The organism is Streptomyces erythrochromogenes, assembly GCF_036170895.1.
GTDB lineage: Bacteria > Actinomycetota > Actinomycetes > Streptomycetales > Streptomycetaceae > Streptomyces > Streptomyces erythrochromogenes.
Genome location: NZ_CP108036.1, coordinates 8,011,017 through 8,037,209 on the forward strand (window position 1 = coordinate 8,011,017; position 26,193 = coordinate 8,037,209).

A 26,193-nucleotide genomic window follows, 5' to 3' on the forward strand; every position below is an offset into this window, starting at 1 on the left:
GCCTCAGTTCCCGTAGGCCTTGGCGGCCTCGGCCTCGAGCTTGGCGGCGGTGCCCTGCGGGTCGGAGGGGTCGCGCAGGAAGTCCTGGAGGAGCTTCCACTCTCCCGCGCCCTTGGTGCCGCCGAACGCGGCCGGGGCCTGGTCCGACATGTCGAAGCGGATCGAATTGCCCGCCGCGATGAGCGAGTTTGCGGTGCTGCGCGTGGTGTCGTCGCCGTACGAGGCGAAGTCGACCTCGTTGTTCGGGGACAGGAAGCCGCCCGCGCCGGCCCAGACCTCGGCGGCCTCGGAGCCCGCCAGGAACTCGACCAGCTGCATGCCGGCCTTGCCGTTCTTGCCGTCCTTGAGGACGACCGCCGCGTCACCGCCGCTGACCACCGGCGCCCGGCCGCCGTCGACCGAGGGGAAGGGGAAGAACTTGGCGTCCTGCCCGAGCTTCTTGCCGAACTGCCCCTTGGCGATGCCGCCGACGAAGTCGCCCTCGTAGACCATGCCCGCCTTGGGCTCCGGGCCGAAGACCTGCGCGACCGAGGAGGGGAAGTCGGTGCCCAGCGCCGCCTGGGCGCCGCCGGCGACGAGCTGCTTGTCCTTGAACAGCTCCCCGAGGGTGGTCAGGGCCCGCACGACGCTCTCGTCGGTCCACTTCAGCTGGTGCTGGGCGAGCTGGTCGTACTTCTCCGGTCCGGCCTGGGAGAGGTAGATGTTCTCGAACCAGTCGGTGAGGGTCCAGCCGTCCTCGCCGGCTATGGCGAAGGCCGGGCGGCCGGAGTCCGCGAGGGTGCGGCCGGTCTTCAGCATGTCGCTGTAGCTCTTGGGCTCGCCCACGCCGGCCTGGGCGAAGGCCTCGGGCGAGTACCAGACGGTCGACTTGTGGGCGGCCTTGAAGTAGAGGCCGTAGTACGTGCCGTCGACGGTGCCGTAGTTCTTCCACACCGGCGCGAGGGTGGACCCGGCCGTCCGGGAGGTCTGGTCGGACAGCGGCTGGAGCCAGCCCTTCTTCGCGAACTGCTGGAGCACGCCCACCTGGGGAACCATGACCACGTCGGGCGCGGCGCCCCCTTCGATCTTGCTGCCGACGAAGGTGGAGACGTTGTCGCCGGAGGGCACGAAGACCGTCTTGGCGCCGGTCTTCTGGGTGAAGGCGTCGAGGACCTTCTTGAAGCTCTCCTGCTCGGCGCCGGTCCACACACCCGCCACGGTGACGGTCTGGCCGCTGAGCTCGCCGCCGCTCGCGGGTCCGGTGGCGCCGCCGCAGGCGGTGGTGCCGAGGGCGAGGGCGAGGGCCGCGGTGGCGGTGGCGGCACTGCGGCGGGTCGTCTTGCCGGGTCGTCGCATGAGAAGTCCTTTCGGGGAAGTCCGGGACTGGGGAGGGGCTGCTGGGGGACTGCGGGGTGACAGGGGCTACGGGGCTACGGGGCTACGGGGTTACGGCTGCGCGGCCGCCGGGCCGGGAGCCGGGTGGTCGCCCGCCCACCAGGCCGCGGTCGCCGCGGGCAGCACCCCGTCGGGACAGGGACCGCTGGCGAGCAGCGGCGTACCGGGGACCGGCGCGGGTACCGGCTCCGTTCCGAAGTTGACCGCGCAGATCAGGCCCTCGCCGCGGGCGATGGCCAGTACCTGCGCGGGCGCGTCCAGCCAGCGCAGGGTGCCGTCGCCGAGTTGAGGCAGGGTGCGCCGCAGGTGGAGGCCGTCGCGGTAGAGGTGCCAGAAGGAACGGGTGTCGGCCAGGGCGCGGTCGGTGGAGTGCTCGGCGAACCACTCGGGCTGCGGCAGCCACGGCTTGACGCCGGCCGTCTCCTGGCTGAAGCCGAAGGGAGAGGCGTGCCCGGACCAGGGCAGGGGCACCCGGCAGCCGTCCCGTACGTGCTTGCGGCTGCCCGTACGGCGGAAGATCGGGTCGGTGAGGACCTCGTCGGGCAGGTCGAGGACCTCGGGGAGGCCGAGCTCCTCGCCCTGGTACACGTAGGCGGCACCGGGCAGGGCGAGCATCAGGAGGGCCGCGGCGCGGGCGCGGGCGGCTCCCAGTCCGCTGCCCTCGACCCCGGGCTCGCCCGCGTAGCGGGTGACCGTGCGGACCTGGTCGTGGTTGTTGAGGACCCAGGTCACGGTGGAGCCGGTCCCCGCGATGTCGCGTATCGCCTCGGTGATCGTCGTACGGAAGGCGTCGGCGTCCCAGGGCGCGCTGAGCAGGTCGAAGAAGAACGCCTGGTGCAGTTCGTCCGGGCGGACGTAGTCGGCGTGCTCGCGTGCGGTGGGCACGGACACCTCGCCGACCAGCAGCCGCTCGTGACCGTCCCGGGCGGTGTACTCCTCGCAGACCGAACGCCAGCGGCGCCACACGCCGTGCACCTCGGGCTGGTTCCAGGCCAGCTGGTTGACGGCGTCGCGGGCCCGCTCGTCCGCTGCGGGGTCGTCCGAGTCGGGCAGCTCGGGGTGCTTGAACAGCCCGGCGGCGACGTCGATGCGGAAACCGTCGACGCCCCGGTCCAGCCAGAAGCGGAGCACGCGCTCGAAATCGTCGCCCACGACGGGGTCGCGCCAGTTCAGGTCCGGCTGCTCGGGCGTGAAGAGGTGGAGGTACCACTCCCCGGGCGTGCCGTCCGCCGCGGTGGTGCGGCTCCAGGCCGGGCCGCCGAACATGGCGCGCCAGTTGTTCGGCGGCTCCTCGCCCTGCGGGCCGCGGCCCGGAGCGAAGTGGAAGCGGGAGCGGGCCGCGCCGCCGGGCGCCGCGGCGAGCGCTTCGCGGAACCACGGGTGCTCGCTGGAGCAGTGGTTGGGGACGATGTCGAGCAGCAGCCTGAGGCCGAGCCGGTGGGCGTCGGACACCAACCGGTCGAACTCGGCGAGGTCGCCGTAGACCGGGTCGACGCCGCAGTAGTCGGCGACGTCGTAGCCGTGGTCGTGCTGCGGCGACGGGTAGAAGGGGCTGAGCCAGATGCCGTCGACACCGAGCTTCCTGAGGTAGGGAAGCCCGGCGCGCACGCCGGCGAGGTCGCCGACGCCGTCCCCGGTGCTGTCGAGGAAGCTGCGGACGTAGACCTGGTAGATCACCGCGTCGCGCCACCAGGGGGCGGAAGGGGCGGCGCTGCGGGAGGGGTGACCGGTACCGGCCGGAAGGGTGCTGAGCATCTCGCGTCGACCTGTCTCTGAATGCGAGAGCGCCCTGGATCAGGTGCGCTGTTATGCATGCATGTTAAGTAGCGGAGACTGGAAGGTGTCAACGATGTGTCCAGAAACAGGCGAAAGCTGGGATGGTTTGTCCCTGAATGACCGCGTGCATGAGAGAGGGCTCCTACTTAACATGTAAGTAGGAGCCCTCAGGAAGGTGCAGAAGTGCGATCAGTCTGTGCGGGAAATGGCCCCGAGCTCGCGCGCCAGCCGCGCCACCGCCTCGTCGGGCGTCTGGCGCAACGCCATCACGTCCTGCCCCACCGCCTGCACGGCCAGGCTCACCTGGTCGTAGCGCGGGCTCTTGGGACGCGGCACCGCCGACAGCACGCTCTCGCGCAGCGTCGGCAGGTACGGATACGCGCGTACCAGCTCGGGATCCTCGTACAGCGCGGCGCGCACCGGTGGCAGCGAGCCCTCGGTGAGGACCCGTCGCTGCACCCGTTCACTGGTGAGGTAGGAGATCAGGTCGGCCGCCGACGCAGGATGGCGCGCGTGGCTGCTGACGGCGAGGTTGGAGCCGCCCAGCACGCTGGTGCCGGGCCCGTCGGCGCCCGGCAGCGGCACGGCGCCGAACCTGCCCGCGACCTTCGACCCCGCCGCGCTCGCATCCGCGTACACGTAGGGCCAGTTCCGCAGGAAGAGCAGCCGGCCGTCCTGGAACGCCTTGCGGGACTCCTCCTCCTTGTAGCCGAGCGCCTCGCGGGAGATCCAGCCCTCCCGCACCCCGTCCGCGAGGAACCGCAGCCCGGCCCGCGCCCCGTCGGAGTCCACGGTGACGCGGGCGCCGTCGTCGCGCAGGATCGAACCGCCCGCCGAATGCACGGCCTCGGTGGCGTTGACGGTGAGCCCCTCGTACGGGAGGAACTGGCCGGCGTAGCCGTCCAGCCCGTGCTGCGGGGCGATCGTGCGCGCCTGACGGGCCAGTTCGGACCAGGTCCGCGGCGGCTGCTCGCCCGCCAGGTCCAGGATGTCCTTGCGGTAGTAGAGCAGGCCCGCGTTCGTGACGTACGGGACCGCGTACAGCCGTCCGTCGAAGGTCGCGGTGTCCACGACCGGCCGCAGGAACGCGTCCAGCGGGAACCGGTCCCGTTCGAGCGGGGAGATCCATCCGGCCGCCGCGAACTCGGAGGTCCAGGCCACGTCGATGTTCAGCACGTCGAACCGGTCGCGGCCCGATCGCAGTTCGCTGATCATCTGGGCCCGGGTCTCGTCTGCCGAGTCGGGCAGCTCGACGAGAGTCACGCGCTCGTCGGGACGGCTCTCGTTCCAGTCGTCGAGGAGCGGGCCGAGGTAGTCGGTCAGGTCGCCCGCCGTCACGAGCGTCAGGGGGCCGCGGGCGTCGGAGGCGGCGGCGCCCGCGTCGGGGCGCACGCCGAGACCGGAGTACCCCGCCAGTACGACCGCCACGACCAGGAGAGCTCTACCCGCGGCACGCATCCACCGCATAGATTCCTCCCAGAACACGATCCGGCCGCACTGCCGACCATCGTGGCCTATATATACCCGTTAGGCATGGGCGATACTAGACGTCCAGGCAGACAGGACGGACGTCACCGACATACGGCCGGGCGCCAGTGAACGGTTGACTACGGAGCGGGAAGGAGGGGGAGCGAGTGCGGCTGGCGCTCCTTGCGCTCCTCACCCGTAGCCCTGCGCACGGTTACGAGCTCAAGCAGGACCTTGAGAAGCTCCTGGGCGCCGCGTACCCTCAGCCGAACGTCGGCCAGATCTACGTCACCCTCGGCCGGCTGGAGAAGAGCGGCCTGATCGAGGGCGAGGACGTCGAACAGTCGGGCCGCCCCAACAAACGCACGTACAAGCTGACGGACGCCGGGCGCGAAGCCGTACTGGCGTGGTTCGAGGAAACGGCAGAGGAACCCCGGGTACGGGACGAGTTCTTCATGAAGCTGGCGCTCGCACCGCAGTCGGGTCTGGCCGATCCGATCGCCCTGATCAACAAGCAGCGGCGCCAGTACCTCAACACCATGCGGGACCTGTCGAAGCTGGCCGCCGCCGAGGACCGCGACAACAAGATCTCCCAACTGCTGATCGAGGGCGCCATGCTGCACCTGCAGGCCGACCTCGACTGGCTGGAACGCTGTCAGGAGGAGCTGGAATGAGCGACGACGCCACCGCCGCTCCAGCCGTGCCGCCCACCGTCCGCCCCGCCGTGCCGATCGTCCGCGCCGAGGGCCTGACCAAGACGCACCACGGCGAGGGCGCACCGGTGCCCGCCGTCCGCGGCGTGGACCTGTCCGTCCGGCCCGGCGAGTTCGTCGCGGTCACCGGGCCGTCCGGAGCCGGAAAGTCCACACTGCTGCACCTGATCGGCGGCCTCCAGCGGCCCGACGGCGGCAAGCTGTGGCTCGACGGGGAGCGGGTCGACGAATACCGCGAGGCCCGCTGGGCGATGCTGCGGCGCCGCAGCATCGGCGTCGTCTTCCAGTTCTTCAACCTCGTCTCCAACCTCACCGTCGCCGACAACGTCGAGCTGCCCGCCCTGCTCGCCGGCGTCTCCCCGAAGGCCGCCCGCGACTCCCGCGCCGAACTCCTCGCCGAACTCGGCCTCGAAGGCCGCGAGCGGTCCATGCCCGGCGAGCTGTCCGGCGGCGAACAGCAGCGCGTCGCGCTCGCCCGCGCCCTGGTCAACCACCCCCGACTGCTGCTCGCCGACGAACCGGCCGGCAGCCTCGACAGCAAGGGCACCCGAGAGGTGCTGCGGCTGCTCACGCGGTTCCACCAGCGCGGCCAGACGATCATGATGGTCACCCACGACGCCCGGATGGCCAGCGCCGCCGACCGCGTCATCAGCTTCTTCGACGGCCGAATAGCCGACGACGCACAGCTCGGCGGCGGACGTCCCGGGCCGGCCGGCGGCGTCTCCGGCGTGCTCGAACTGAAGGAGTGACCGTGCGGGCCACCCTGCGCTGGGCGCAGGCCGACTTCCGCGCACACCGCGGCGAAGCCCTCTTCGTCGTCCTGGCCAGCGCCGGGGTCATCGCCTCGCTCCTGCTGGCCGGCGCGCTGTTCGGCTACGCCGCGAACCCCTGGCAGCGGGTCTTCAACCAGTCCCACGGCGCCCACATCTGGCTGCACACCCGCGCCGGTGCGGACACGGACGCCCTGTCCGGCGTGGACGGGGTCGCGGCGCTGTCGGGGCCCTACCGCACGACGGCGACCACGGTCGAGTCCCGCGGCGCCCGCGCCGGGGTCATGCTCCGCGCGGCCCCGGTGGAGCCCCCGCAGACCGGACGGCCGCTCGTCGGCACGGGCAGCTGGCTCACCGCGCCGGACGAGGGCCCCGGGTCGGGCTCGGGCTCGGGCGTCGGCTCCGTCGTGCTGGAGACCTCGGTCGCGCGGGCCCTCTGGGCGGAGCCCGGCGACACCGTACGCGTCACCGGGCCCGACGGCGCCCCGCACCTGCTGCGGGTGAGCGGGACGGCCGACGCCGCCGAGCCCCGCTACCAGCCGGGCGGCGCGGCGGGTATCGGCTGGGTGCTCCCCGCCACCCTTGAGGAGATCGCCCGGGGCGACACCGGACAGAGCGTGGGGCTGCGTCTGGAGGATCCGGGCGACACGGACTTCATCGTCCAGCGCGCGGTCACCGTACTCGGCGCCGACCGGGTGGCCGAGGTCACCAAGTGGCAGCAGGCACGCGCCGACGCGGGCGGCGACGACCGGCTCCTGGGCGCGATGTTCGCCGTCTTCGGCCTCGGCGCCCTGCTCGCGGCCGCCCTGGCCGCGTCCGGAGCGATCGGCGCCCGTGTCCGGGGCCAGCTGCGGGACATCGCCGTCCTCAAGGCGATCGGCTTCACGCCCGGTCAGGTGGCCCGCGGCTTCCTCGTCCAGCACCTGGCCTTCGCGCTCCTCGGCGTGGCCCTCGGCACCACGGCGATCGCCCTGCTCGGCGCCCGGATACCCGGGCGGATCGGGGAGGCCGCCGCCGTGTGGCATGACCTGCCCGGCCACACCGCCCTGATGATCGGCATCCCCGTCGGCGCGGTGCTGCTGATCGCGGCCTCCACCGGACTCTCGGCCTGGCGGGCCGGGCGGGTGCCCCCGGTGCCGGTGGCCCGGGCCGCGCTGCCGTCGGCCGCGCCGATGACCGCACTCGGGAAGCGGGCGCTCGGCGTACGGGTGCCGCCCGCCCTCGTCCTGGGGTGGCGCGCGGCGTTCCCCCGACGCGGCCGGACGCTGGTGCCGGTGGCCCGGCTCGCGCTGCCCCTGGTACTCATCACGGTCGCCCTCGTCGCCTGGTCGACCCTGGACCAGTTCCGCAGCCGCCCCGCGCAGATGGGGCTGGCCGCGGCACTGACCGTACGGGCCGAGCAGCCCGCCGGACCGTCGGACGCGGAGCTGGAGGAGACCCTCGCGACGGTCCCGGACATCGAGGCCGTCCATCCGGGCGCGGAGATGGCCGCGCTCGTCCCCGGACAGACCGGCACCATCACGCTGCGCGGACTGGGTACGGCCCGCCGGCCCTACCCCTCCGCGGTGGTGGAGGGGCGGGCGGTCGCCGGACCCGACGAGGCGGTGGCCGGCCAGGGACTGCTGGACCTCCTCGGCGTGCGGGTCGGCGACTGGGTACGGATGACGGTCGGCGGACGGCCGCAGATCCTGCACCTCGTCGGCCGCACCATCGAGCCCGAATCCGGCGGCCGGGTGATCACCACGACCCTCGACGCACTGCGCGAGCGCGACCCGCAGCTGCGGCCCGCCTACCACGCCCTGGTGCTGCGCGAGGGGGCGGACCCCCGGGCCGTGAGCGGCGCCCTCGCCACGGCCGCCGGCGCAACCCTGGAGATCCGCGAGACACCCAACCCGGCCGACCGGCTGGAACCGGCACGCGGGGTGATCGGCGCCCTGATCGCCGTACTGGCCCTCATCGGGCTGATCGAACTGCTGACCCTGATCGGCACCGGCGTACGCGACCGGGGCCGCGACCTGCTCGCCCTGAAGGCGATCGGGCTCACGCCCCGGCAGATCGGCGCGATGATCGTGACGGCCGCCGGCCTGACCGCGCTCGCAGCCGCACTGGTGGGCACGGGGGTGGGCCTCCTGTCCGGCACCTGGCTGGTGGACACCCAGGGCGCGTCGAGCGGCATCGGCGCGGGCATCGCCCAACTCCCGCCATTGCCCGTGCTGTTGACGGTGACCGCCGGGGCGGTGCTGGGTGCGGTGGCGGCAGCGGCACTGCCGGCGACCCGGGCGGCCCGCCGCCGCCTCGCGGACTCGCTCAGCGAAACGCTCTGAAGTGCTCGGGCGAATACCGCCCGGCCGGCGCGGCGGCAGCCACACCGGCCGGACCGGGACCCTGGGGACTACAACCGTCCTCCGGTCGTCCAGAGGCGTGACATCGCATCGGCCAGGGCGGGGTACCGTGCGGCCTCGCAGAGCATTTCCGATAGCACGAGCATTCCGTAAGCGGTGCTCCGCGGATCGTTGTTCCGGTGCAGCCGGATGACGGCGAGGCTCAAGTGACTGCGCCCCAGCATGATCCCGGCGCGCCGGACGGCGGCGGCCGTTTCGAGGTCGGCGCGGTCTCCGCCGAACGGCAGGGTTTCCGTCCGGTCGATGCCCTGCGGCGCGACCGCGTCCCGCACGCGGTGCACGGACGCTTCCGGCGGGGCCTGGCCGTTGTCGACGAGGTTCCGGAACCCGGCGATGCGCAGGCTCGTGTTGCGGGGGCGGAGCTCGATGAAGAGCTCGATGAACAGACCCCGGAGTTTGATGTGGAGGGGGAGGTGCGGCATCTCGCCCTCCTTGCGCCCGGCTCCGCCGAAGAAACCCTGCGCATCTTCCGCCTTCGCGCGGATGGTTGACGTCAGGGATCGATACTCGTGGGCCGAAGCCTGCGCCGGCGAGAACGGGATGGGCATCAGCATGGCCGGCCTGCCAGGGGAGAGATCCAGGACCCGGACTTGTCGTAAGTGGTCCGACCGCAATCGCTTGGGCTGGACTCACGCATACGCTCACCACCTTCGCCATCATTCCGACCACCGACGGGTTCCTTACCCTCATCGGGGGTCGGGTTCGGTCCGATGCGATCCTTTGTAGTCGTCCAGTAATGGGCCAGGAGAATTGTTGGCTTCCCGTGCTAAGAAATCAGCGCGGGGAACTCGCGAGCCGGATCGGTCGCGGACCTCTCACGAATGCCGGTGATATGCCTTGTTGGCGATGCGCCAGCCGTCGTCGACGAGGACCAGCAGGAAGACGTCGGTGAAGGTGTCCGCGCCGTGCGAAAGCGTCATGGTCGCGGTCGCGACGGTGCCGTGGACATCGACGGCGTCGATCCGGCGGGACCGGGTCGGCTCGTCGGGAGCCGGCCGGCCCGGGAAGAGGCCGCAGTACTCGTCCAGGGGCCACGAGACGAATGCGCCGTCCCGGATTCCTTCGATGTGGGCGGTGGGCAGGAATGCGTCCCGGAAATGAGCGGGGTCGCCGGTGGCGTGTCCGCGGACGTAGGCGCGCAGCGGTTCGAGCGCGGCGTCGGGCACGGCGGGGCTGCCGACCGGACCGGCTGCGCCACGCACGTGAGTTCGGTCCGTGTCGTGAGTGTGAGGTGAGGTCATGCCCGCCACGTTGGTGCACGGCGAGGGCTGCGACAAGCGCAGATGTCGCAGGCCGGCTCTGCGTGATGCGCATACCGGCTGGTCGCTGCGCACGTCCCGTTCCGGACGGTCGGCTCAGCCGCTCTTCAGGCGACGGAGGAACTCGTCACCCAAGCTGCGCTGAAGGTCGGCCAGTTGATCGTCCGTCAGGCCCTTGAGGTCGCCCGGGGCTCCTCCGCCGCTTCCCGAGCCTTTCGCGGCCTCGTCCTGCTGCTTCTGCTGCTCCCTGCGTTTGAGCTCCTGATCTTCGGGAGAGCCGGGCGCCGCGTACGCGCACCGGATGAGGGCGCCGTCGGCGGCCTTGAGGCAGGTGGCTTCGCGCCCTTCGACCGGCCCCCTGCCCTCCACGCGGTAGCGGATGTTCTGCTCGCTGCCGATGGTGGCCGTCCACGTGCTGCCCCCGGTGGGGACGACCTCGAACACCTGGTCGTCGTTGTAGCAGCAGACGTCCCGGTACTCGGCCTTGATGAGCGCCACCAGCGCCTTCGGAGACGACCAGGCCGGATCGAGGCGGTGGACGGTCATCGGCGCGAGAGCGCCGCCCCGGTGACGGGTGGGCACCCTGGAGACGGCCACCACCGAGCTGGCCTCGCCCTGGGGAGTGAGGGGGGTGACGTAGGCACTGCCCGCGGCGCCCGCGTCAGCGCCGCCGTAGCGCAGGGTGAACTCGGCCTCGTTGCCCTCGTTGGCGCCGTCCTCGGACGCGTCCCAGCCGCTGCGCTCGAACCACCAATCGCTGAAGCTGCCCACCGCCGCCGTGCCTTCCCGCTGGCGGGCGGCAAGACTCAACGGGTAGGAGGGGCCGGGGACCGCGGACGTGTCGGTGGTGACCGTCAGCTTCCCGGTCCTGCCGTCGTAGAGGGCCACGCCGGCGGGGCGTTCGGTCACGACGAGGAGGCCGGTCTGGCGCTTGAGGGGGACCACCACGACCGGTGTGCCGTTCGAGCAGGTCACGTAGGCGTCGTCGGCCTCGAAGCGGACCCACCGCTTCTCGGCAGAGATCTTCCGGCCGAGGTTGTGGCCGAACCAGCCGCTGATGCGGGCGTCGGCCTTCTCCACGTCGAACGGACAGCGCTCCTGGCTCCGACCGCTGCCGCCCAGCGGAACCTCCTGCACGAGACCCACCTCGTACCCGGCGAGCCAGCCGCGCCGCTCGACGAGAGTGCCGAAGCGGTCGGAGTCGGGCAGGTAGGTGATGTCGGCGATCTCGCCGGTGACATCGCCGAGGTGCGGGGCGGCCTGTGCCTTGCCGACCAGGTACGGGGAGCGGGCGGAGAGCGTGGGGACCGGATCGGTCACGATCTGCGCGGTGGCCATGTACGCGCGGTCCTGGAGGTAGGCCCCGTACACCAGCCAGCCGACGGCGAGCACCAGTCCGAAGACACCGCCGAGCCACGCCAGGACGGCGGTCGTGTTCGCCCCGCCGACCGAACGCCCCGTGCGCCGTCGGATCTGCCGCAGCACCAGCCCGGTCGCGACGCAGCACGCCACGGCCAGCAGGGGCAGGGCGAACCACGCGAGGAGCTTACGCAGCTCCCAGACCACGACCGTCGTGTAGTAGGAGGCGTACCACAGCACGAATCCTGCCACCAGCAGGCTCATTCCCCAACGCCATGCCCGCCCCATCGGTGTACCCCCGCCCCCGGACCGGGCCCCCGCCCGGTGTCGCAGGCTCGATTCTGCACCCACGGGCGGGCCGTGTCACCGGCCAGGGCGCAGGCGCGATCGACCGGCTCCACCCCGGTCGGCCTGACCCGCATGAAGAAGTTGACGAGGTTGCAGCCGCTGGGAAGACCCCGATCGTCCGTGGTGTGGTGACGTCGGTGCTACCTTGGCCGAAATCCGCTGAAGGGTCTGGTGAGCAGGTGGACAGTACCCTGCGGCGTGCTGCCGTCCTGGCGCTCGGCGAGCTCGGTCGAAGAGGCGAAGCCGGGGACCGGGCGGACGCCGGTCGTGGTCTGGCGGGGTTCGCCGAGATGGACGAGGCCGTCGGTCCGCTGCTGGCGCTGGTGCTCGATCGCGAGAACACCTTCGTCACACGAGCGACCGCAGAAGCCTTGCTTCGACGCCAGGACAGGTCCGGGTTGAGAGTGGTCGCGTCCGCCCTGGCGATCGCGGATCCGAACCATGGCGATTGGATCCGCACCGCGGTTCTTGATGCTTTCGCCGTCTACGCCGACGAACGTGACGACGCGATGCGGATCTGCGAGGAATTGGCGGGGGAACCTGACGAGCGGGTCGCCTCGGGGGCTCGCGAACTGCGCACAAGCCTGGCCGGGATCACGTGCGTACTTCACCCCGCATAGCAGGGCGCACACGCTGTGGCTTCAGGCGCCCGGTGTCGCGGGCGTTGCGGCTGTCGCGGGGCAGTCGTGGCGGTGCGGCGGAGGACCCACGACGTTGAGGACGGGCTCCTCCCCGTCCGGGATCTCGAAGACGAAAACGACACCGGAGGACGTCGCCAGGATCGAACACTGGTCGCTGAAGGTCAGCGGTTCGTAGGGCTCCCAGGCGCAGGGTGCGCGGTCAAGAGCGTCGATCACGTCGGCGTACGTGGGCTTGCCCGGGGCGGTGTCCCCGCCGGCCAGGCCGGCAGGGAGTTCGATGACATCGCGCCAGGTCTGGAGGCAGATCAGAACGATCCTCCGGCAGCGGCAGACACTGAGCTCGAGGTCCCCGTAGGCGAACAGACGCGGCCACGACCGACGGTTGCCGATGGTCACTTCCCAGGGCTCGCCGAGCATCGCGGTGACCGTGTCCCAGGCTGCGCCGTTCGCGACGGGGCCCAGCCGTCCCGATCGTGCGAGTTCTGTCAGGACGTCGAGTGGCTCCATGGTGCGCGAGCCTGTCATCTGCCGGGACGGACTGTCCAACCGTTCGGGGCGGGCTCGGGCTGCCGGGGACGTGACGGACGGGGTACGTCAGCGGTCGGCCGGGCTCAGCAGAGAGGCGGCTGCGGCGATGAAGGCGACGGACGCTTCCTTGGCAGCATGCCGCCGTGCGTCCAGCTCGGTGCGGTCTGCCGCCTTGCGCAGCGCGTACGTGGCGTCTGCGGCCTGCTGGGCGGCGACTGCCAGTTCGGGGACCAGGACCTGAAGGCGGATGTGGGGCGCGGTGACTGCCGCCCGGGTGTCGTGGGACCTCGTCTGGGCTTCCAGCTCGTGCTCGGTGCCGGTGGTCCCGGTCAGGGTCAGGCGCTCCCGGTGGAACATCGCCGATCGGTGCGCGTCCAAGGCGGCCGCGAACTCGGTGACGGCGCCGAGCTGGTCCTGACGGTGGCTGGCGGCGCGCTCCTCGGCGCGTGCGCTGCGCGCCGAGCGGTGCTGGAGAAGTCCGGCGGTCAGGGCGCCGGCGAGGGTACCGAGCACGGCGACGATCGAAGGCCATATGGACATGGGGTGTTGGGTCCTCTCGGGCAGGGAGCACACTCCATGATCACTTGCCCCGAGCAGCCGCCCGGCACACGTGAGCAGGAGCGGGCCCGCCGCCACCTGCCGCCCCGGGCAGCAGCCTCGCGTTCACGGCAGAAGGCCCCGCGTCGCGGGGCCTTCTGTGTTCCCGTGGCGCCTTTGCGGCACAACGGGTTGCTGCTGGGTTCAGCGCGCCAAGGTGTAGCCGGCAGGCTCGGACTTGTAGGGAGCGAAGCCGGAGTTCTCCTTGCAGCCGAGCTGTTCCCAGGTCTTCTCGTTGGTGACCGGGTCGGTGCCGGTCAGCCGGTACTTGCACGCCCCCTTGATGAAGTTGCCGTCGACGCCGCCGGGGAAGTCGATCTCCTTGTTCCACAGGTACGGCGACTGGTAGTTGTTCACCCGCGCCGTCGCGTTCACGTCGATGCCGCCGGGCGCGTAGATCTCGTACACCCAGCCGGTCTGCTCCGCACCGTACGTGGCGAACCTCTTCGCCACCGAAACGTCGCAGCTGGTGCTGAGGTGGGCACTGAGCTGGCCCCCGCCCTTGACGATGTACTCCGCCAACGGGGTGAGCTGGTCCCCGCGGGGGGTGAAGCCCGTCCGGAAGATCTCCTCGACCGTTTCCCGGGTGTCACCGCGCCACAGGGTGTTGACGTCGTTGCGCCACTGCCAGCGCTCGCTGGAGGCCTTGGCCGCGACCGAGCGGGCGATCTGCGGAATGGTGGTGGTGCGCCACCAGTCGATGGCGCGGTATTCGACGACCGGTCCACAGGGGGCGGTGGTCTCGTCCTCTGCGGCGGGTGCCGCTGCGGCGGACGGTGTGATGGCGGCGGAGAGCAGGAACGTGGCGGCGAGGACTCGGAGAGCGACCTTCAGCATGGCATGACGACCCATCAGTCAAATGGTGGGGTGAGCGACATCCCCTGTATATAGAGGGGCCGCGGGCCGCCGGGCATGGTCGGGCGGATGATCCACTCGCATGGGTGGATCAGTCATATCGGGAGTTCCGGCAACGCTGCGAGCAGGCTGGGCGTGACGTTCGAGGGCCCGGTCCACTCTCTCGGCCGACACCGACGTGGGGCGGAGGCCCGAAGCCGGGTAGGCGCCATCCATGAACACGAAAACGCTCGACCCCGCGAAGGCCGCCCCCGCCCTGAACGCCGCTTCCGGGCGGTGGCTGACGACCCTGGGCCGCATCGAACGGACCACAGTGGCCGACCCGGCGATCCGCGTCCTCCAGCGGGGGATCCGCTCGCTCCCGTTGGGCGAGGTGAGGGACCTGCTGAAGGGAAGGCCGCTGGGCCATCCCCTCCATCCCGTCCTCGTCCAGGTGCCCATCGGATGCTGGCTCTCCGCCGCGGTACTGGACGTCGTACCCGGCGAGCGCCGCGGGGCCACGACCCTGACGGCCGTCGGCCTGGCGGGTGTGGCCCCCGCCGCGATCGCCGGCTGGGCGGACTGGGCCGACCAGCCGCCCGAGCAGGCCCGGGTCGGCCTGGCCCACGCGGCCTCCAACGCGGTCGCCGTCAGCTGCTACGCGGTCTCCCTCGCGGCGCGCCTGGGCGGACGCCCGATGAAGGGCAGGATGTGGGGATGGGCCGGGCTGGCGGCGGTGGCCGTCACCGGGGCTCTGGGCGGCCACATCGCCTTCCGGCAGGACACTCCCTAGAGGCGGTCAGCGGCCCCAGCGCAGGGCCGGCGTCTGCACCGGCGCGTCCCACAGCCGCAGGAATTCCTCGTCGGCCCGGCACAGGGTCACCGAGCACCCCGCCATGTCCAGCGACGTGACGTAGTTCCCGACGAGGGTCCGCGCCACCGGTACGCCGCGGTCCGCGAGCACCCGCGCCACCTCCGCGTGGAACCCGTACAGCTCCAACAGCGGCGTCGCGCCCATCCCGTTCACCAGGGCCAGGACCGGTCCGTCGGCCGGGGCCACGTTCGCCAGGTCGTCCAGTACGGCGCCCACCGCGAAATCCGCGATCTCGCGGGCCGACATCATCGGGCGGCGCTCACGGCCGGGCTCGCCGTGGATGCCGATGCCGAGTTCGAGCTCGCCGTCCGGCAGGTCGAAGGTGGGGCTGCCCTTGGCGGGCGTGGTGCAGGCGCTCAGGGCCACGCCGAAGCTGCGGGAGGCCTCGTTGACCCGCTTGGCCACCGTCGCGACCTGCTCCAGCGGAGCGCCCTCCTCGGCGGCGGCCCCGGCGATCTTCTCGACGAAGAGGGTGGCTCCGGTGCCGCGCCGGCCGGCGGTGTAGAGGCTGTCGGTGACGGCCACGTCGTCGTCGACGAGCACGCGCTCGACCCGGATGCCGTCCTCCTCGGCGAGTTCGGCGGCCATGTCGAAGTTCAGAACGTCCCCGGTGTAGTTCTTGACGATGAACAGCACCCCCTGGCCGGAGTCCACGGCCTTGGCCGCCCGCAGGACCTGGTCGGGCACGGGGGAGGTGAACACCTCGCCCGGACAGGCGGCGGACAGCATGCCGGGGCCGACGAAGCCGGCGTGCAGGGGCTCGTGACCGGAGCCGCCGCCGGACACCAGGCCGACCCGCCCGCCCTCGCGCGCGCCCTTGCGCACGACGACCCGGGCCTCCGGATCCACGTCCAGCTCCGGGTGGGCGGCGGCCAGCCCGCGCAGGGCGTCGGCGACCACGGTCTGGGGATTGTTGATCAGCATTCTCACGTGTATCTCCCGGGGGTGACAGGTGACTCTCTGAGCAGCGTTTTTGCAGGTCGGAATGAACGACGATCGATATTGACCCGGGCGGTCCTCCGCTCTTTCGTCCGGCGCGCCGACCGCGTGCCGCGCACTCCGACGGTAGGGGAGTCCGCCCCGCAGATGCAGGCAGACGAGTATCCGGGCGTGGCACACGCCTGACGCGGCACCACTTGCCCCGGTCGCAGGCGGGACAGGCCGATGGCCGGCGCCCCGTGGGGGTGCCGGCCATCGTGCTGCTCGGGTCGGGGTCAGGCGTCGGCGTCGTGGGCGGCGCCGACGAGTTCTTCGAGCAGGTCTTCCATGGTGACGAAGCCGAGGACGGTGCCCTGGGCGCCGGTGACGGCGGCGAGGTGGGTCCCGGCCGCGCGCATGGCGGTCATGGTGTCGTCGAGCGGGGTGTCGAGGGCGACCTCGGTGACGGTGTGCAGGGCGCCGCGCGGGAACGGAGCGGTGCGGTCGGCGGCGCCGAGGGCGTCCTTGATGTGGAGGTAGCCCAGGATCTCGTCGCCGGGTCCGGTGACCGGCAGGCGGGAGAAGCCGTGGGCGGCGGCCGCCCGTTCCAGGCCCTGGGGGGTGATGTCGTGGGCGACGGTGACGACCCGGTCGAGGGGGGTCATGATGTCGCCGACGGGCCGGGTGCCGAGCTCCAGGGCGTCCTGAAGGCGTTCGCCGTCCTCGGGAGCGAGGAGGCCGGCGGCGCTGGAGTCCTTGATCAGGCGGGCGAGTTCGTCGTCCGTGAACACGGATCCGACTTCGTCCTTCGGGTCGACCTTCAACAGGCGCAGCATGGCGTTGGCGAAGGCGTTGATGCCGAAGACGAACGGGCGCAGCGTGCGGGTGAGGGCCACGAGGGGCGGGCCGAGGAGCAGTGCGGTCGGCGCCGGGGCGGCGAGCGCGATGTTCTTCGGCACCATCTCGCCGACCAGCATGTGCAGGTACGTCGCCAGGGTGAGCGCTATGACGAACGCGATCGGGTGGATCAGCGACTCGGGGACGCCGATGGCCTGGAACGGGGGCTCCAGCAGATGCGCGATGGCCGGTTCGGCGACCGCGCCGAGGACGAGGGAGGACACGGTGATACCGAGCTGGGCGGTCGCCATCATCGCGGAGAGGTGCTCAAGCCCCCACAGCGTGGTCTTCGCCCGCCGGTCGCCCTTCAGCGCCGCCGGTTCGATCTGGCTGCGCCGTACGGAGATCAGGGCGAACTCGGCACCGACGAAGAAGGCATTGGTGATCAGGGTGAAGGCGCCGATCAGCAACTGGATCGCGGTCATCGGCCCTGCTCCTCGGTGATGGGGGAACCGGCGGGGGCGGTGATCGACACCCGGTCTGCGCGGTGGTGCTCTATGTCCAGTACGGACAGCTCCCAGCCGTGGACGCTCACGGTGTCGCCCTCGACGGGGATGCGCTCCAGGCGGGTGGCGATCAGGCCGGCCAGTGTCTCGTACGGGCCCTCGGGCGCAGCCAGGCCGATCTCCGCCAGCTCGTCGAGGCGGACACTCCCCTCCGCCTCCCACACCTTCCGGCCGTCCTGCTCAGGGCCCTCGATGAGGTCGGGGACCTCCATCGGGTCGTGTTCGTCGCGGACCTCACCGACGACCTCTTCGATGATGTCCTCGACGGTGGCGACTCCCGCGGTGCCGCCGTACTCGTCGATGACCACGGCCATGGTGCGGGCCCTGCGCAGCCGTCCGAGCAGGCGGTCCACGGTCAGGGAGTGCGGCACGAGCAGGGGCTCGGTGATCAGGTCCGTGACGGGGGTGCCGTCGCGCTTCTCCTCTTCCAGGGCGAGCACGTCGCGGATGTGGAGGGTGCCGATCACGTTGTCCAGGGCGTCGCGGTAGACCGGGAAGCGCGAGATGCCGGTGGCCAGCGTCAGTTTCGCGGCGTCGGCCGCGGTGGCGCGGGCCTCCAGGGCCTGTACGTCCACCCGCGGGGTCATCACGTTCTCCGCCGTCAGCTCCGCCAGGTGAACGGTCCTGACGAACAGCTCGGCCGAGTCCGCCTCGATCGCACCCTGGCGGGCGGAGTGCTGGACGAGCGCGACCAGCTCCGCCGGCGTACGGGCGGAGGCCAGCTCCTCGGCGGGCTCCAGCCCGAAACGGCGCACCAGCCGGTTCGCGGTGTTGTTCAGGTGCCGGATCAGCGGCGCGAAAGCGGCGGTGAAGCCGCGCTGCGGGCCCGCGACGACCTTCGCCACGGCCAGCGGGTGCGAGATGGCCCAGTTCTTCGGCACCAGCTCGCCGACCACCATCAGGACGACCGTGGACAGGGCCACGCCCAGCAGGGTCGCGGTGGCGGAGACGGCCCCGGCGGGCAGTCCGGCGGCCTCCAGCGGGCCTCGTAGGAGGGCGGAGACGGACGGCTCGGACAGCATGCCGATCACCAGCGAGGTCAGCGTGATGCCCAGCTGGGCACCGGACAACTGGAACGTGAGGCGCTTGGCGGCCTTCAGCGCGCCCTCGGCGCCCCGCTCGCCGGCCGCGGCGGCTCGTTCGAGCTCGCTGCGCTCGACCGTGGTGAGAGAGAACTCGGCGGCGACGAACACCGCGCACGCCAGCGTCAGGCCCAGCGCGAGAAGCAGCAGGAGGACTTCGGTCACCGTGCCACCCCTGCTTCCCGGCTCGGAATCTGCGGGCAGGGCGTGGCACGGCTCGTACTGGGAGGTTCACCCATTGCGGGTCTGCTGCTCCTTCTTCCATCGGCGGACCCAGCCGGGTCCGGTCTGCTGCGCGCGGCGGGACAGTATCCGCCCGACCATGGTAAAGGGCGGGCAAAACTCCTGGCTGGTCCGGGTGGCCGAGCCCCTCCCCGCCGCTCCTGTGCTTCTACATGTGGGTGGATAGTGCCCGAGCGCCGCCGGTGCGGCCGGCCCGGCGGCCGGAGTCGTCGGCGGAACCGAGACGCCGAGGGCGCCGCTGTCATCGTCGAACCGAAAGCGACTGCCGTGAACCGACTCCCCCCGGACCCGACGGTGCTCCACCCCTTCCCGGACCAGCCGCGTGTGGTCTTGCTGAAGCCGCTGGTGACGTCCGATCTGATCGATGTCGGGGAGTACTCCTACTACGACGATCCCGACGACCCGACTGCGTTCGAGACCCGGAACGTGCTCTACCACTACGGGCCGGAGAGGCTGGTCATCGGGAAGTACTGCGCGCTGGGTACCGGGGCGAGGTTCATCATGAACGGCGCCAACCACCGTATGGACGGCCCCTCCACCTTTCCCTTCCCCGTCATGGGCGGCTCCTGGGCGGAGCACTTCGACCTGCTCACCGGCCTGCCGGTCAGGGGAGACACGGTGGTCGGCAACGACGTCTGGTTCGGCCACCACGCCATGGTCATGCCCGGAGTGCGCATCGGGCACGGCGCGATCGTCGCCTCCGGTGCCGTCGTCGTGGACGACGTCCCCGACTACGGCATCGTGGGCGGGAACCCGGCCAGGCTCATCCGCACCCGCTACAGCGAGGACGACATCGCCCGCCTGCTTTCGCTGGCGTGGTGGGACTGGCCCGCGGAGCACCTCACGGAACACGTCCGGACCCTCATGTCCGGCACGATCGCAGACCTCGAAGAGGTCGCCCCCCGAGGCTGAGCATTCCCGTCGCGTCCACGATCCGGTGCGGCGGGCGGCCCGGTCGGCGCCTGCAAGAGCAGCCGTCCGGCAGCGGGTTCCCGGGCGACTGGGCCGTACCGACCACCATCAGCAGCGCCAGGCACGGCGTGCTGCATACTGGCCAGTACGGTGGCGACGTAGGTCCGGAGCCGGGCGGCGGCGCGCGGGTGAAAGCGGTCAGTCTTCTCCTTCGCCGGGGGTCCGGGCCAGCAGGTCCCTCAGGACGCGCTCGTCGCCGGGCGGCAGTGCGGTGATGAAGCTGGCCAGCACCGCCTCCCGGTCCGCCTCGGCGTCCAGTACCTTCCGCATCCGCAGCGCGGCCAGTCCCGACTCGTCCGCGACCGGTGTCCACTCGAAGGAACGGCCCGTGCGCCGGCGGGCGACGGCGCCCTTGGCGTGCAGTCGGGTCAGGATGGTCATCACGGTCGTGTACGCGAGGCCGCCGCCGAGGTGCTCCTGCACCCAGGCCGCGTTGGCCGGCCCGGGCGCGGCGTGGAGGGCGGCCAATGCCTGCGCCTCCAGCTCACCCTGGCCGCGGCGGCGGGAAGGCCGGGCGCTGCCGCCTGCGATCCGGTCCGTCATGCCTTCACCCTCCCCGCCCCTCGGCTCCGCCGACCGTCGCGGAGCGGTTCATCGTACTGATCGGTAACCCTCGCCGTCGTGCGGTGTCCGTGTGCTGTCGGCGTCCGCGGCCGTCAGCGTGGGTCTCCCACAATATTTCTACACCAATGTAGATTTCAGGCTCCGGCACTGGCGCCCGGAACCACCGCGTTCCGGCGCCCGGACACGAGAGGGATGCGACATGGGTGTGAGCCTTTCCAAGGGCGGCAATGTATCGCTGAGCAAGGAGGCCCCGGGCCTGACCGCCGTACTGGTCGGCCTGGGCTGGGACGTCCGCACGACCACGGGCACCGACTACGACCTCGACGCCAGTGCGCTGCTCGTGGGGGAGTCGGGGAAGGTCGCTTCCAGCGGCAACTTCGTCTTCTACAACAACCTCAAGAGCCCCGACGGGTCGGTCGAGCACACCGGTGACAACCTCACGGGCGAGGGTGAGGGCGACGACGAGGTCATCAAGGTCGACCTCGCCGCCGTCCCCGCGGACGTCACGAAGATCGTCTTTCCGGTCTCCATCCACGAGGCCGAGAGCCGCGGGCACAGCTTCGGCCAGGTCCGCAACGCCTTCATCCGCGTCGTCAACCAGGCGGGCGGCACCGAACTCGCCCGCTACGACCTCTCCGAGGACGCCGCGACAGAGACCGCGATGATCTTCGGTGAGCTCTACCGCAACGGCGCGGAGTGGAAGTTCCGCGCGGTCGGCCAGGGTTACGCCTCCGGCCTGGCCGGCATCACCGCCGACTTCGGCGTGTAAGGCGTGTCAGGCGTGTAAGGGGACGGGCGGCTGGGCGGGCCGGTATGCACCCCGCCCGAGCCGCCGTACCCGGGGGCGGCGCACGGCCCCGAAGACCTCAGGGGCCCGCCGGGTCGGGGGCCGACGGCACGGGAGGCCGCGGTGTGGTGCTGCTCGACAGTGACGGCCGGGGGTGCTCGTACGGTGCCGGGCTCCACGGCGTGGGGGCGGGCACGGGCGCGGGCTTGAACGGTCCGGCCGCCTCGTCTCCCCGCGCTCGGATCCCGGCCTGCCGGAACCCCCCCGACGAATCGGGCAGTTGCGGATGCCGTCGATGTCGACCAGGACGTGCCGCGGTCCGCGGAAGATCTGGTTGCGCCGGTACGGCGGCGGGTCCTCGACGAGCCGGGGGTTCTCCACCCGGCGGACGAACTCGCCGACCGGGTTCTGGACTTCGAGCCGCGCGAGCGGAGCGCCGAAGCAGAAGTGGATGCCCTGACTGAATCCGAGGTGCTGGTTGTCGCGGCGCTCGAGGTCCAACTCGTCGGGTTCGGTGAACTGTTCCGGGTCGCGGTTCGCCGAGCCGTACGCCAGGAAGATCGGCGCTCCCTTGGGGACGGTGGTGCCGGCGATGTCGATGCCTTCCGCGGCGGAGCGGGTGGGCCAGAACTGCACCGACGACTCGAAGCGCAGCAACTCCTCCACCCCGGGCACGGTCAGCTCCGGTCGGCGGCGCAACTGCTCGAGCGCATCGGGGTGCCGCAGCAGGGCATTGCCCGTGAGCAGGCCCTTGGACATCCGTCCCTCGGGGCCGTCCTCGTTCACCATCGCCCAGAGCATGCCCGGTCCTGGCTGTTCGGCGTACCTGTCGTACAGCTCTGCTGCGAACCGTCCGAAGTCCTGCACGGCCTGATTGCCCGTGGCCAGCCGGCTCTGGAACTCTTCGGAGGCGGTCTCGGGACGGTACTCCCAAGCGTTCAGGGCGGTCTCGAACCAGTGGTGGAAGCGTGGCTCGTCCTCCAGCGGCACCCAGAACCTTGCAGATCACCGTCACCGGCAGGATAGGCGGAGTCGTCGCGCTGCATCCGCGCGGCGATCTCCCCGATCACCCCGCCGAGCGCACCGCTCAACGGGCCGAACCCCCCTCGACGACGGTCACCGGACGTCGAGCTCCCGGCACACGGAGGCCACTTCCGAGCCGATGAAACCCGCGCCGATCACCAAGACCCGTGACGGCGGCTCGGCCAGCGCCTTCCGCAACTGTGCGGCATCGTCACGCGTGCGAATCGTGTGGACCCCGTGAAGGGCGGCCTCGGTCGGGTTCGGCCGCTGCCGAGCGCGGGTGCCCGTGGCGATGAGCAACCGGTCGTACCCGCCCTGCTCGCCGTCGGCCAGGCGCACATGCTTGCCGGCCCGATCCCGACCGGTGGCAGCCACCCCCAGCCGCCAGTCCGCATCCACCTCTCGCATGCGGGGGAGCTTGGTGTGGTCGGCCGCCACCCAGCCTTTGAGTACTTGTTTGGACAGTGGGGGACGGTCGTAGAGCTCGTACGGCTCGTTCCCGATGATGGTCAAGGAACCGGTGAAGCCCTCCTCGCGCAGCGCCTCCGCGGCCCGCAGCCCGGCCAGAGATGCCCCGACGGCGACGATCCGGCCGTTGGCCCTGAACTCGCGCACCAGCTCTGCCACCGTGGCCGGCAGGCCCATGACGTCTTGCCCCGCCCCGCGCCGTCCAAGCGGTCGATCACGATCGCCTGCACCGGACACGCCACAGCAGCTCGCTCGACCTGCAGGCGCCGCTCATCGCAAACCCGCCGGGCCGGCCCGCGAGGCCCCCGGACACAGCCCGCTGCCCGCTCCATACAGGAATACGCCCCGAGCCGAGCCGTCCGTTCCGCCCTTTAGCCGAAGTTGCTCAACCAGCTCCGTCCCGGGGCCGGCAGCACTATCGTCCACATCCCGTCATGACCTCGAGACGATCGATTTCCGGGCGGCGGTGCCGCCGCTGACGACCGCCACTTCGGAGACTGACTGTTCATGCACCTTGGATCGCCTCCCGCGAGGACCTCCCTGACGGTCCTCGCGCTGGTCGCCGCCATACTCGCCCTGGTCCTCGGCGGCGCAGGCTCGGCCTTCGCGCACGCCGGCCTCAGGGGCTCCGACCCTGCAGAAGGCTCCGTCCTGGCGACTGCTCCGAAGCAGGTCACGCTCACTTTCACGGAGTCGGTCGGCTTCTCCGACGACTCACTCAGAGTGCTGTCTCCGGAGAACGCGCGTGTGAACCCACGCCCGGCCCAGCACGTGGACGGCAAGGACAACACCGCACGGGTGGAGCTGTCGGACAAGCTCGCCCAGGGCACCTACACGGTGGCCTGGCGCGTCGTCTCCGCCGATGGCCACCCGATCTCGGGCGCGTTCATCTTCTCCATCGGCAAACCGTCCGGCACCGCCGCCGTGGTGGCGACGGACTCCCTCGAGGACACGGCGGCCGCGCGCCTGTACGGCTTCCTCCGCCATGTCGCCTACAGCGGACTGGCCCTGCTGGTCGGGGCTGCCGCCTTCGTCCTCCTGTGCTGGCCCACCGCCGCGGCGGTCCGCCCGGTGCGCAGGCTGCTGACAGTCGGCTGGGCGGCACTGGTGGTGTCCACCGTGGCCCTCCTGTTGCTCCGCGGCCCCTACGAGACGGCCGGATCGCTGACATCGGCGTTCGACCTGTCCCAGCTGGGTCGAACCGTCACCGGGAGGCCCGGGATCGCACTGGTCGTACGGCTCGGCCTGCTCGCGAGTGCCGCGGTGCTGCTGAGACGGCAGGCCCTGCGACTGGACCGTCACGAGGACGGAACGACGCCGGGTGACCTCGGTACCCGTGTCCGTGTCGTCGGGGCGGCGCTCGCCCTGGCCCTGGCGTTCACCTGGGCCGGCGCGGAGCACGCCTCCGCGGGCATCCAGGTGCCGCTGGCCGTTCCCGTCGCCGTGCTGCACCTGTTGGCGATGGGAGTCTGGCTGGGCGGCCTGATCACGCTGGCGATCGTCCTGCGGCGGCGAGCCCCCGGCGGCGGTGACGTCCCCGCGTCCGCGATCGGGCGCTTCTCCACCGTGGCCTTCACGGCCATTGCCGTTCTGGTCGGTACGGGAATGTACCAGTCCTGGCGGCAGGTCGGCTCGTGGGAGGCGCTGTCCACCACGTCGTACGGCAGGATCCTCGCCGTGAAGCTCGCCGCAGTCGTTCTCGTGCTGGCGGTGGCGTTCTTCTCCCGCCGTTGGGCGGACCGCCTCGATCACGAGGCGCTGCCGGCCGCTGAAGAACGGCAGGCGGTGCCCGAGCCTGCGCGGGTGAGGGTCGTGGAAACGGTCGGTGCGCCGTCTGCACCCCTGGCATCGGTCGCCGACAGTACGCCGGACGGACCCGCCGGGGGTGAGCCGGGAGACGGCACCGAGCCGCCCGCCCTTGGGACCGAAGTGCACCGGCGCAGGCTGCGCCGCACGGTGGCCGTCGAAGCCGTACTCGGTGTCGTGGTCCTGGCGATCACGACCCTGCTCACCGGAACCCAGCCCAGCCGCGCCGCCAACGGGGCACCGACGGCCGCGGCGACCGCCTCGGAGCCACAGGCGAAGGTGGTCACGGTCCCGTTCGACATGGGGACGGCCAACCAGAAGGGCGCCGTGCAGATCACGCTGGAGCCGGGTCGCGTCGGCGAGAACACGGTCGAAGCCGTCGTGTACACGGCGGACGGCGGCTTCGCCACCGTTCCCGAACTCCGCCTCACCCTGACCCAGGACGCCCTCGGGATCGGCCCGCTGGACGCCAAGCTCAAGAACCAGAAGGGGTACTGGGCCACCTACGACCTGCAGCTGCCCATGGCCGGTGCCTGGACCCTGAACATCACCGTGCGCACCACCGACATCGATCAGGTCACCGTGCGCGAGACCATCCGCATCACGTAGTCCTCCATGCACCTTGGGTTCGCGGCCGGGGCTGCCGACTGCACATGCCGTGCGGTGCGGCAGCCCCGGCCGTTCCTGTCAGGCCCGGCTACGGCTGCGGCGCACCCACCAGAAGGTGCCGGCAGCGACGAGCAGAAGCGCGGCCGCGACCACGCCGACGGTGGCGCCGGTACTGCTGCCGGTTTCCTCCGCGCTCGTCGCCTGCGCGCTCGCGGACGCGACGGGAGCCGACGGGGCCGCTGACTGCTCGGGAGACGGGGCGCTGCTCGGGGTCCCGGACGGCGAGGGGCTCGGGGCGACGAGCTTGGCTCCGGGAGCCGCCGCCTTCAACTCCAGCACGGGGGCAGGGTTGTCGACCTTCTCGCCGTCGGTGGGCACTTCGATCCATCGGGAGATCTTTCCGTCGCTGTAGGTCTCCAGAGTCTTGAACGCCAGGGTCTTCTCATCGGGCAGCTGGCGCACGGTGATGCTGTACTGGGCATCCGTGCCGGTGGCCAGCGCCGGGCCACCGATCGCGTATCCGTCCGGCGTGGCCGCCAGCTTCCACTCCTTGGGGGCGTCCTTGAGCGTCACGGCGTCCGGAGCGATGCCCTTCGGGAGCACGACGCGCAACTCTGCGATGCCCGCGGTGTCCGACTCCGCCTCTGAGGTGAAGGACAGCGTGACGTTCTCGGCGAGCGCGCGCGGGTCGGAGGCGGTGACCTCGGCGTGCGCAGCGGCCGGCCCGGCAGCCATGCCCACGACCATCACGGCGCACGCGGCCGTGAAGGCCGGCCTGGAGAGCTGGAGGCGGGTGTGTGACCTGTTCATCGGGACTCCTTGGAGGCAACGAAGCGCCCGCGTAGCGGGGTGGGGAAAGCCGGTTCGCCGACCGGGCGAACGGCGCTGTCAGCGGGGGCTCGTAGAGCGATTGCGTGCATCTGCGGTTCTCCTTCAAGGCCCCGTCCGGCCGCTGGTTCGTGAGCTTCGCCGGGAGGCCGAACGCCCTGGAGGGCCGGCAAGTCCTGGTACGGAGTCCCCCGCCGGGTACGGCCCGTTGTACGGGGAACCCACTCGGTGACCACCGGTAGCCGGACGGAATCCCCCCTTCGAGGCAGGGAGGGTGTCAAGATGGAGGAACCCTCTCGGTACGAGGGCCGGACCTCACCCTGCAGGTGGAGAGCCCGTCAGGTCCGGCGGGAGGCCCCCGACGCACCACTGCGTGCCAGAGCATCGTCATCACCGTCGGCCCCACGGCAACCCCGCCGAGCGCGACGCGCACGCTCCGCAGGTCAGGCGGAACCCGTGGTCGGCAGCAGACACCGAATGCCACGACGGCAGCCGCAACTGCCGCCTGCGCCATTGACCCAAGGTCGCGGGCAGACGGCTCCATGCCT

At 71.4% G+C, this 26,193-nt stretch carries 22 protein-coding genes and 3 pseudogenes; 8 read left to right on the forward strand and 17 right to left on the reverse strand.

Going from position 1 to position 26,193, the window contains the following annotated elements; translation table 11 throughout:
- Window positions 1-3: 3 nt before the first annotated feature.
- The 3 genes from OHA91_RS36835 to OHA91_RS36845 form a co-directional block, all read right to left on the reverse strand.
- The gene (locus OHA91_RS36835; RefSeq protein ID WP_031151725.1) at window positions 4-1,335 is read right to left on the reverse strand and encodes an ABC transporter substrate-binding protein; all 1,332 of its coding nucleotides are present in this window, start codon (window positions 1,333-1,335) and stop codon (window positions 4-6) included.
- A gap of 90 nt (window positions 1,336-1,425) precedes the next feature.
- Window positions 1,426-3,129 carry a glycoside hydrolase family 13 protein gene (locus tag OHA91_RS36840; protein WP_078959343.1) on the reverse strand — a complete coding sequence of 568 codons (1,704 nt, stop codon included), beginning with the start codon at window positions 3,127-3,129 and terminating at the stop codon, window positions 1,426-1,428.
- 210 nt (window positions 3,130-3,339) lie between these two features.
- On the reverse strand, window positions 3,340-4,617 hold the full coding sequence (locus OHA91_RS36845) for an ABC transporter substrate-binding protein (RefSeq protein ID WP_266504867.1): 1,278 nt from the start codon (window positions 4,615-4,617) through the stop codon (window positions 3,340-3,342).
- Between the two features lie 167 nt (window positions 4,618-4,784).
- Between OHA91_RS36845 and OHA91_RS36850 the strand changes: the two genes are divergently transcribed.
- Genes OHA91_RS36850 through OHA91_RS36860 form a run of 3 tightly spaced genes read left to right on the forward strand, consistent with a single transcriptional unit; the run spans window position 4,785 to window position 8,424 of the window.
- On the forward strand, window positions 4,785-5,291 hold the full coding sequence (locus OHA91_RS36850; RefSeq protein ID WP_031151728.1) for a PadR family transcriptional regulator: 507 nt from the start codon (window positions 4,785-4,787) through the stop codon (window positions 5,289-5,291).
- Window positions 5,288-6,079 carry an ABC transporter ATP-binding protein gene (locus tag OHA91_RS36855; protein WP_266504864.1) on the forward strand — a complete coding sequence of 264 codons (792 nt, stop codon included), beginning with the start codon at window positions 5,288-5,290 and terminating at the stop codon, window positions 6,077-6,079. Before OHA91_RS36850 ends, OHA91_RS36855 begins: the two co-directional genes overlap by 4 nt.
- Window positions 6,080-6,081: 2 nt before the next feature.
- Window positions 6,082-8,424, forward strand: coding sequence for an FtsX-like permease family protein (locus OHA91_RS36860; protein ID WP_031151730.1), 2,343 nt, complete (start codon window positions 6,082-6,084; stop codon window positions 8,422-8,424).
- Window positions 8,425-8,492: 68 nt separating this feature from the next.
- Here OHA91_RS36860 and OHA91_RS36865 read toward each other — a convergent pair whose 3' ends face one another.
- From OHA91_RS36865 to OHA91_RS36875, 3 genes and pseudogenes are all read right to left on the reverse strand, one after another.
- Complete coding sequence (locus OHA91_RS36865; RefSeq protein ID WP_031151731.1) at window positions 8,493-9,056, reverse strand: ribosome-inactivating family protein; 564 nt, start codon at window positions 9,054-9,056, stop codon at window positions 8,493-8,495.
- A gap of 261 nt (window positions 9,057-9,317) precedes the next feature.
- Window positions 9,318-9,677, reverse strand: a pseudogene (locus OHA91_RS36870) (nuclear transport factor 2 family protein); the annotation flags it as partial.
- Window positions 9,678-9,857: 180 nt separating this feature from the next.
- Window positions 9,858-11,372 (reverse strand): hypothetical protein, encoded by a 1,515-nt coding sequence (locus OHA91_RS36875; protein ID WP_245240127.1) that lies wholly within the window; start codon window positions 11,370-11,372, stop codon window positions 9,858-9,860.
- A 275-nt stretch (window positions 11,373-11,647) separates the two neighbouring features.
- On the opposite strand from OHA91_RS36875, the gene OHA91_RS36880 reads away from it, so the two are divergent.
- Complete coding sequence (locus OHA91_RS36880) at window positions 11,648-12,088, forward strand: hypothetical protein (protein ID WP_328740837.1); 441 nt, start codon at window positions 11,648-11,650, stop codon at window positions 12,086-12,088.
- Window positions 12,089-12,109: 21 nt separating this feature from the next.
- Here OHA91_RS36880 and OHA91_RS36885 read toward each other — a convergent pair whose 3' ends face one another.
- The 3 genes from OHA91_RS36885 to OHA91_RS36895 all read right to left on the reverse strand — a co-directional run bounded on the left by OHA91_RS36885 (window position 12,110) and on the right by OHA91_RS36895 (window position 14,086).
- The gene (locus tag OHA91_RS36885; RefSeq protein WP_328740838.1) at window positions 12,110-12,616 is read right to left on the reverse strand and encodes a hypothetical protein; all 507 of its coding nucleotides are present in this window, start codon (window positions 12,614-12,616) and stop codon (window positions 12,110-12,112) included.
- A gap of 87 nt (window positions 12,617-12,703) precedes the next feature.
- On the reverse strand, window positions 12,704-13,177 hold the full coding sequence (locus tag OHA91_RS36890; RefSeq protein ID WP_031151736.1) for a hypothetical protein: 474 nt from the start codon (window positions 13,175-13,177) through the stop codon (window positions 12,704-12,706).
- Between the two features lie 201 nt (window positions 13,178-13,378).
- The gene (locus OHA91_RS36895) at window positions 13,379-14,086 is read right to left on the reverse strand and encodes a scabin-related ADP-ribosyltransferase (RefSeq protein ID WP_037632551.1); all 708 of its coding nucleotides are present in this window, start codon (window positions 14,084-14,086) and stop codon (window positions 13,379-13,381) included.
- Window positions 14,087-14,303: 217 nt separating this feature from the next.
- Here OHA91_RS36895 and OHA91_RS36900 point away from each other — a divergent pair, with 217 nt between their 5' ends.
- Entirely contained in the window at window positions 14,304-14,861 is a 558-nt protein-coding gene (locus OHA91_RS36900; RefSeq protein ID WP_328740839.1) for a DUF2231 domain-containing protein, read from the forward strand.
- Between the two features lie 6 nt (window positions 14,862-14,867).
- Here OHA91_RS36900 and dhaK read toward each other — a convergent pair whose 3' ends face one another.
- The 3 genes from dhaK to OHA91_RS36915 form a co-directional block, all read right to left on the reverse strand.
- Complete coding sequence (gene dhaK / locus OHA91_RS36905; protein WP_328740840.1) at window positions 14,868-15,872, reverse strand: dihydroxyacetone kinase subunit DhaK; 1,005 nt, start codon at window positions 15,870-15,872, stop codon at window positions 14,868-14,870.
- Between the two features lie 284 nt (window positions 15,873-16,156).
- Window positions 16,157-17,182 carry a hemolysin family protein gene (locus OHA91_RS36910; RefSeq protein ID WP_031151740.1) on the reverse strand — a complete coding sequence of 342 codons (1,026 nt, stop codon included), beginning with the start codon at window positions 17,180-17,182 and terminating at the stop codon, window positions 16,157-16,159.
- The gene (locus OHA91_RS36915; protein ID WP_266504849.1) at window positions 17,179-18,510 is read right to left on the reverse strand and encodes a hemolysin family protein; all 1,332 of its coding nucleotides are present in this window, start codon (window positions 18,508-18,510) and stop codon (window positions 17,179-17,181) included. The genes OHA91_RS36910 and OHA91_RS36915 overlap by 4 nt, the downstream gene beginning before the upstream one ends.
- Window positions 18,511-18,855: 345 nt before the next feature.
- Here OHA91_RS36915 and OHA91_RS36920 point away from each other — a divergent pair, with 345 nt between their 5' ends.
- Window positions 18,856-19,500 carry a CatB-related O-acetyltransferase gene (locus OHA91_RS36920; RefSeq protein WP_328740841.1) on the forward strand — a complete coding sequence of 215 codons (645 nt, stop codon included), beginning with the start codon at window positions 18,856-18,858 and terminating at the stop codon, window positions 19,498-19,500.
- 55 nt (window positions 19,501-19,555) lie between these two features.
- Here OHA91_RS36920 and OHA91_RS36925 read toward each other — a convergent pair.
- Window positions 19,556-19,697: pseudogene (locus OHA91_RS36925) on the reverse strand (M56 family peptidase); the annotation flags it as partial.
- A gap of 1 nt (window position 19,698) precedes the next feature.
- On the reverse strand, window positions 19,699-20,103 hold the full coding sequence (locus OHA91_RS36930) for a BlaI/MecI/CopY family transcriptional regulator (RefSeq protein ID WP_031151743.1): 405 nt from the start codon (window positions 20,101-20,103) through the stop codon (window positions 19,699-19,701).
- Window positions 20,104-20,323: 220 nt separating this feature from the next.
- Here OHA91_RS36930 and OHA91_RS36935 point away from each other — a divergent pair, with 220 nt between their 5' ends.
- The gene (locus OHA91_RS36935; protein ID WP_031151744.1) at window positions 20,324-20,893 is read left to right on the forward strand and encodes a TerD family protein; all 570 of its coding nucleotides are present in this window, start codon (window positions 20,324-20,326) and stop codon (window positions 20,891-20,893) included.
- Between the two features lie 6 nt (window positions 20,894-20,899).
- Here OHA91_RS36935 and OHA91_RS36940 read toward each other — a convergent pair whose 3' ends face one another.
- Both OHA91_RS36940 and OHA91_RS36945 read right to left on the reverse strand, forming a co-directional pair.
- A complete protein-coding gene (locus OHA91_RS36940) occupies window positions 20,900-21,901 on the reverse strand; it encodes a cytochrome P450 (protein ID WP_328740842.1) in 1,002 nt (333 codons plus the stop codon).
- A 44-nt stretch (window positions 21,902-21,945) separates the two neighbouring features.
- Window positions 21,946-22,579 (reverse strand): annotated as a pseudogene (locus tag OHA91_RS36945) (FAD-dependent oxidoreductase); the annotation flags it as partial.
- Window positions 22,580-22,909: 330 nt separating this feature from the next.
- Here OHA91_RS36945 and OHA91_RS36950 point away from each other — a divergent pair.
- Complete coding sequence (locus tag OHA91_RS36950) at window positions 22,910-24,817, forward strand: copper resistance CopC/CopD family protein (protein WP_328740844.1); 1,908 nt, start codon at window positions 22,910-22,912, stop codon at window positions 24,815-24,817.
- A 78-nt stretch (window positions 24,818-24,895) separates the two neighbouring features.
- Here the strand turns inward: OHA91_RS36950 and OHA91_RS36955 are convergent, their stop codons facing one another.
- The gene (locus tag OHA91_RS36955; RefSeq protein ID WP_328740845.1) at window positions 24,896-25,627 is read right to left on the reverse strand and encodes a DUF1775 domain-containing protein; all 732 of its coding nucleotides are present in this window, start codon (window positions 25,625-25,627) and stop codon (window positions 24,896-24,898) included.
- Between the last annotated feature and the right edge of the window lie 566 nt (window positions 25,628-26,193).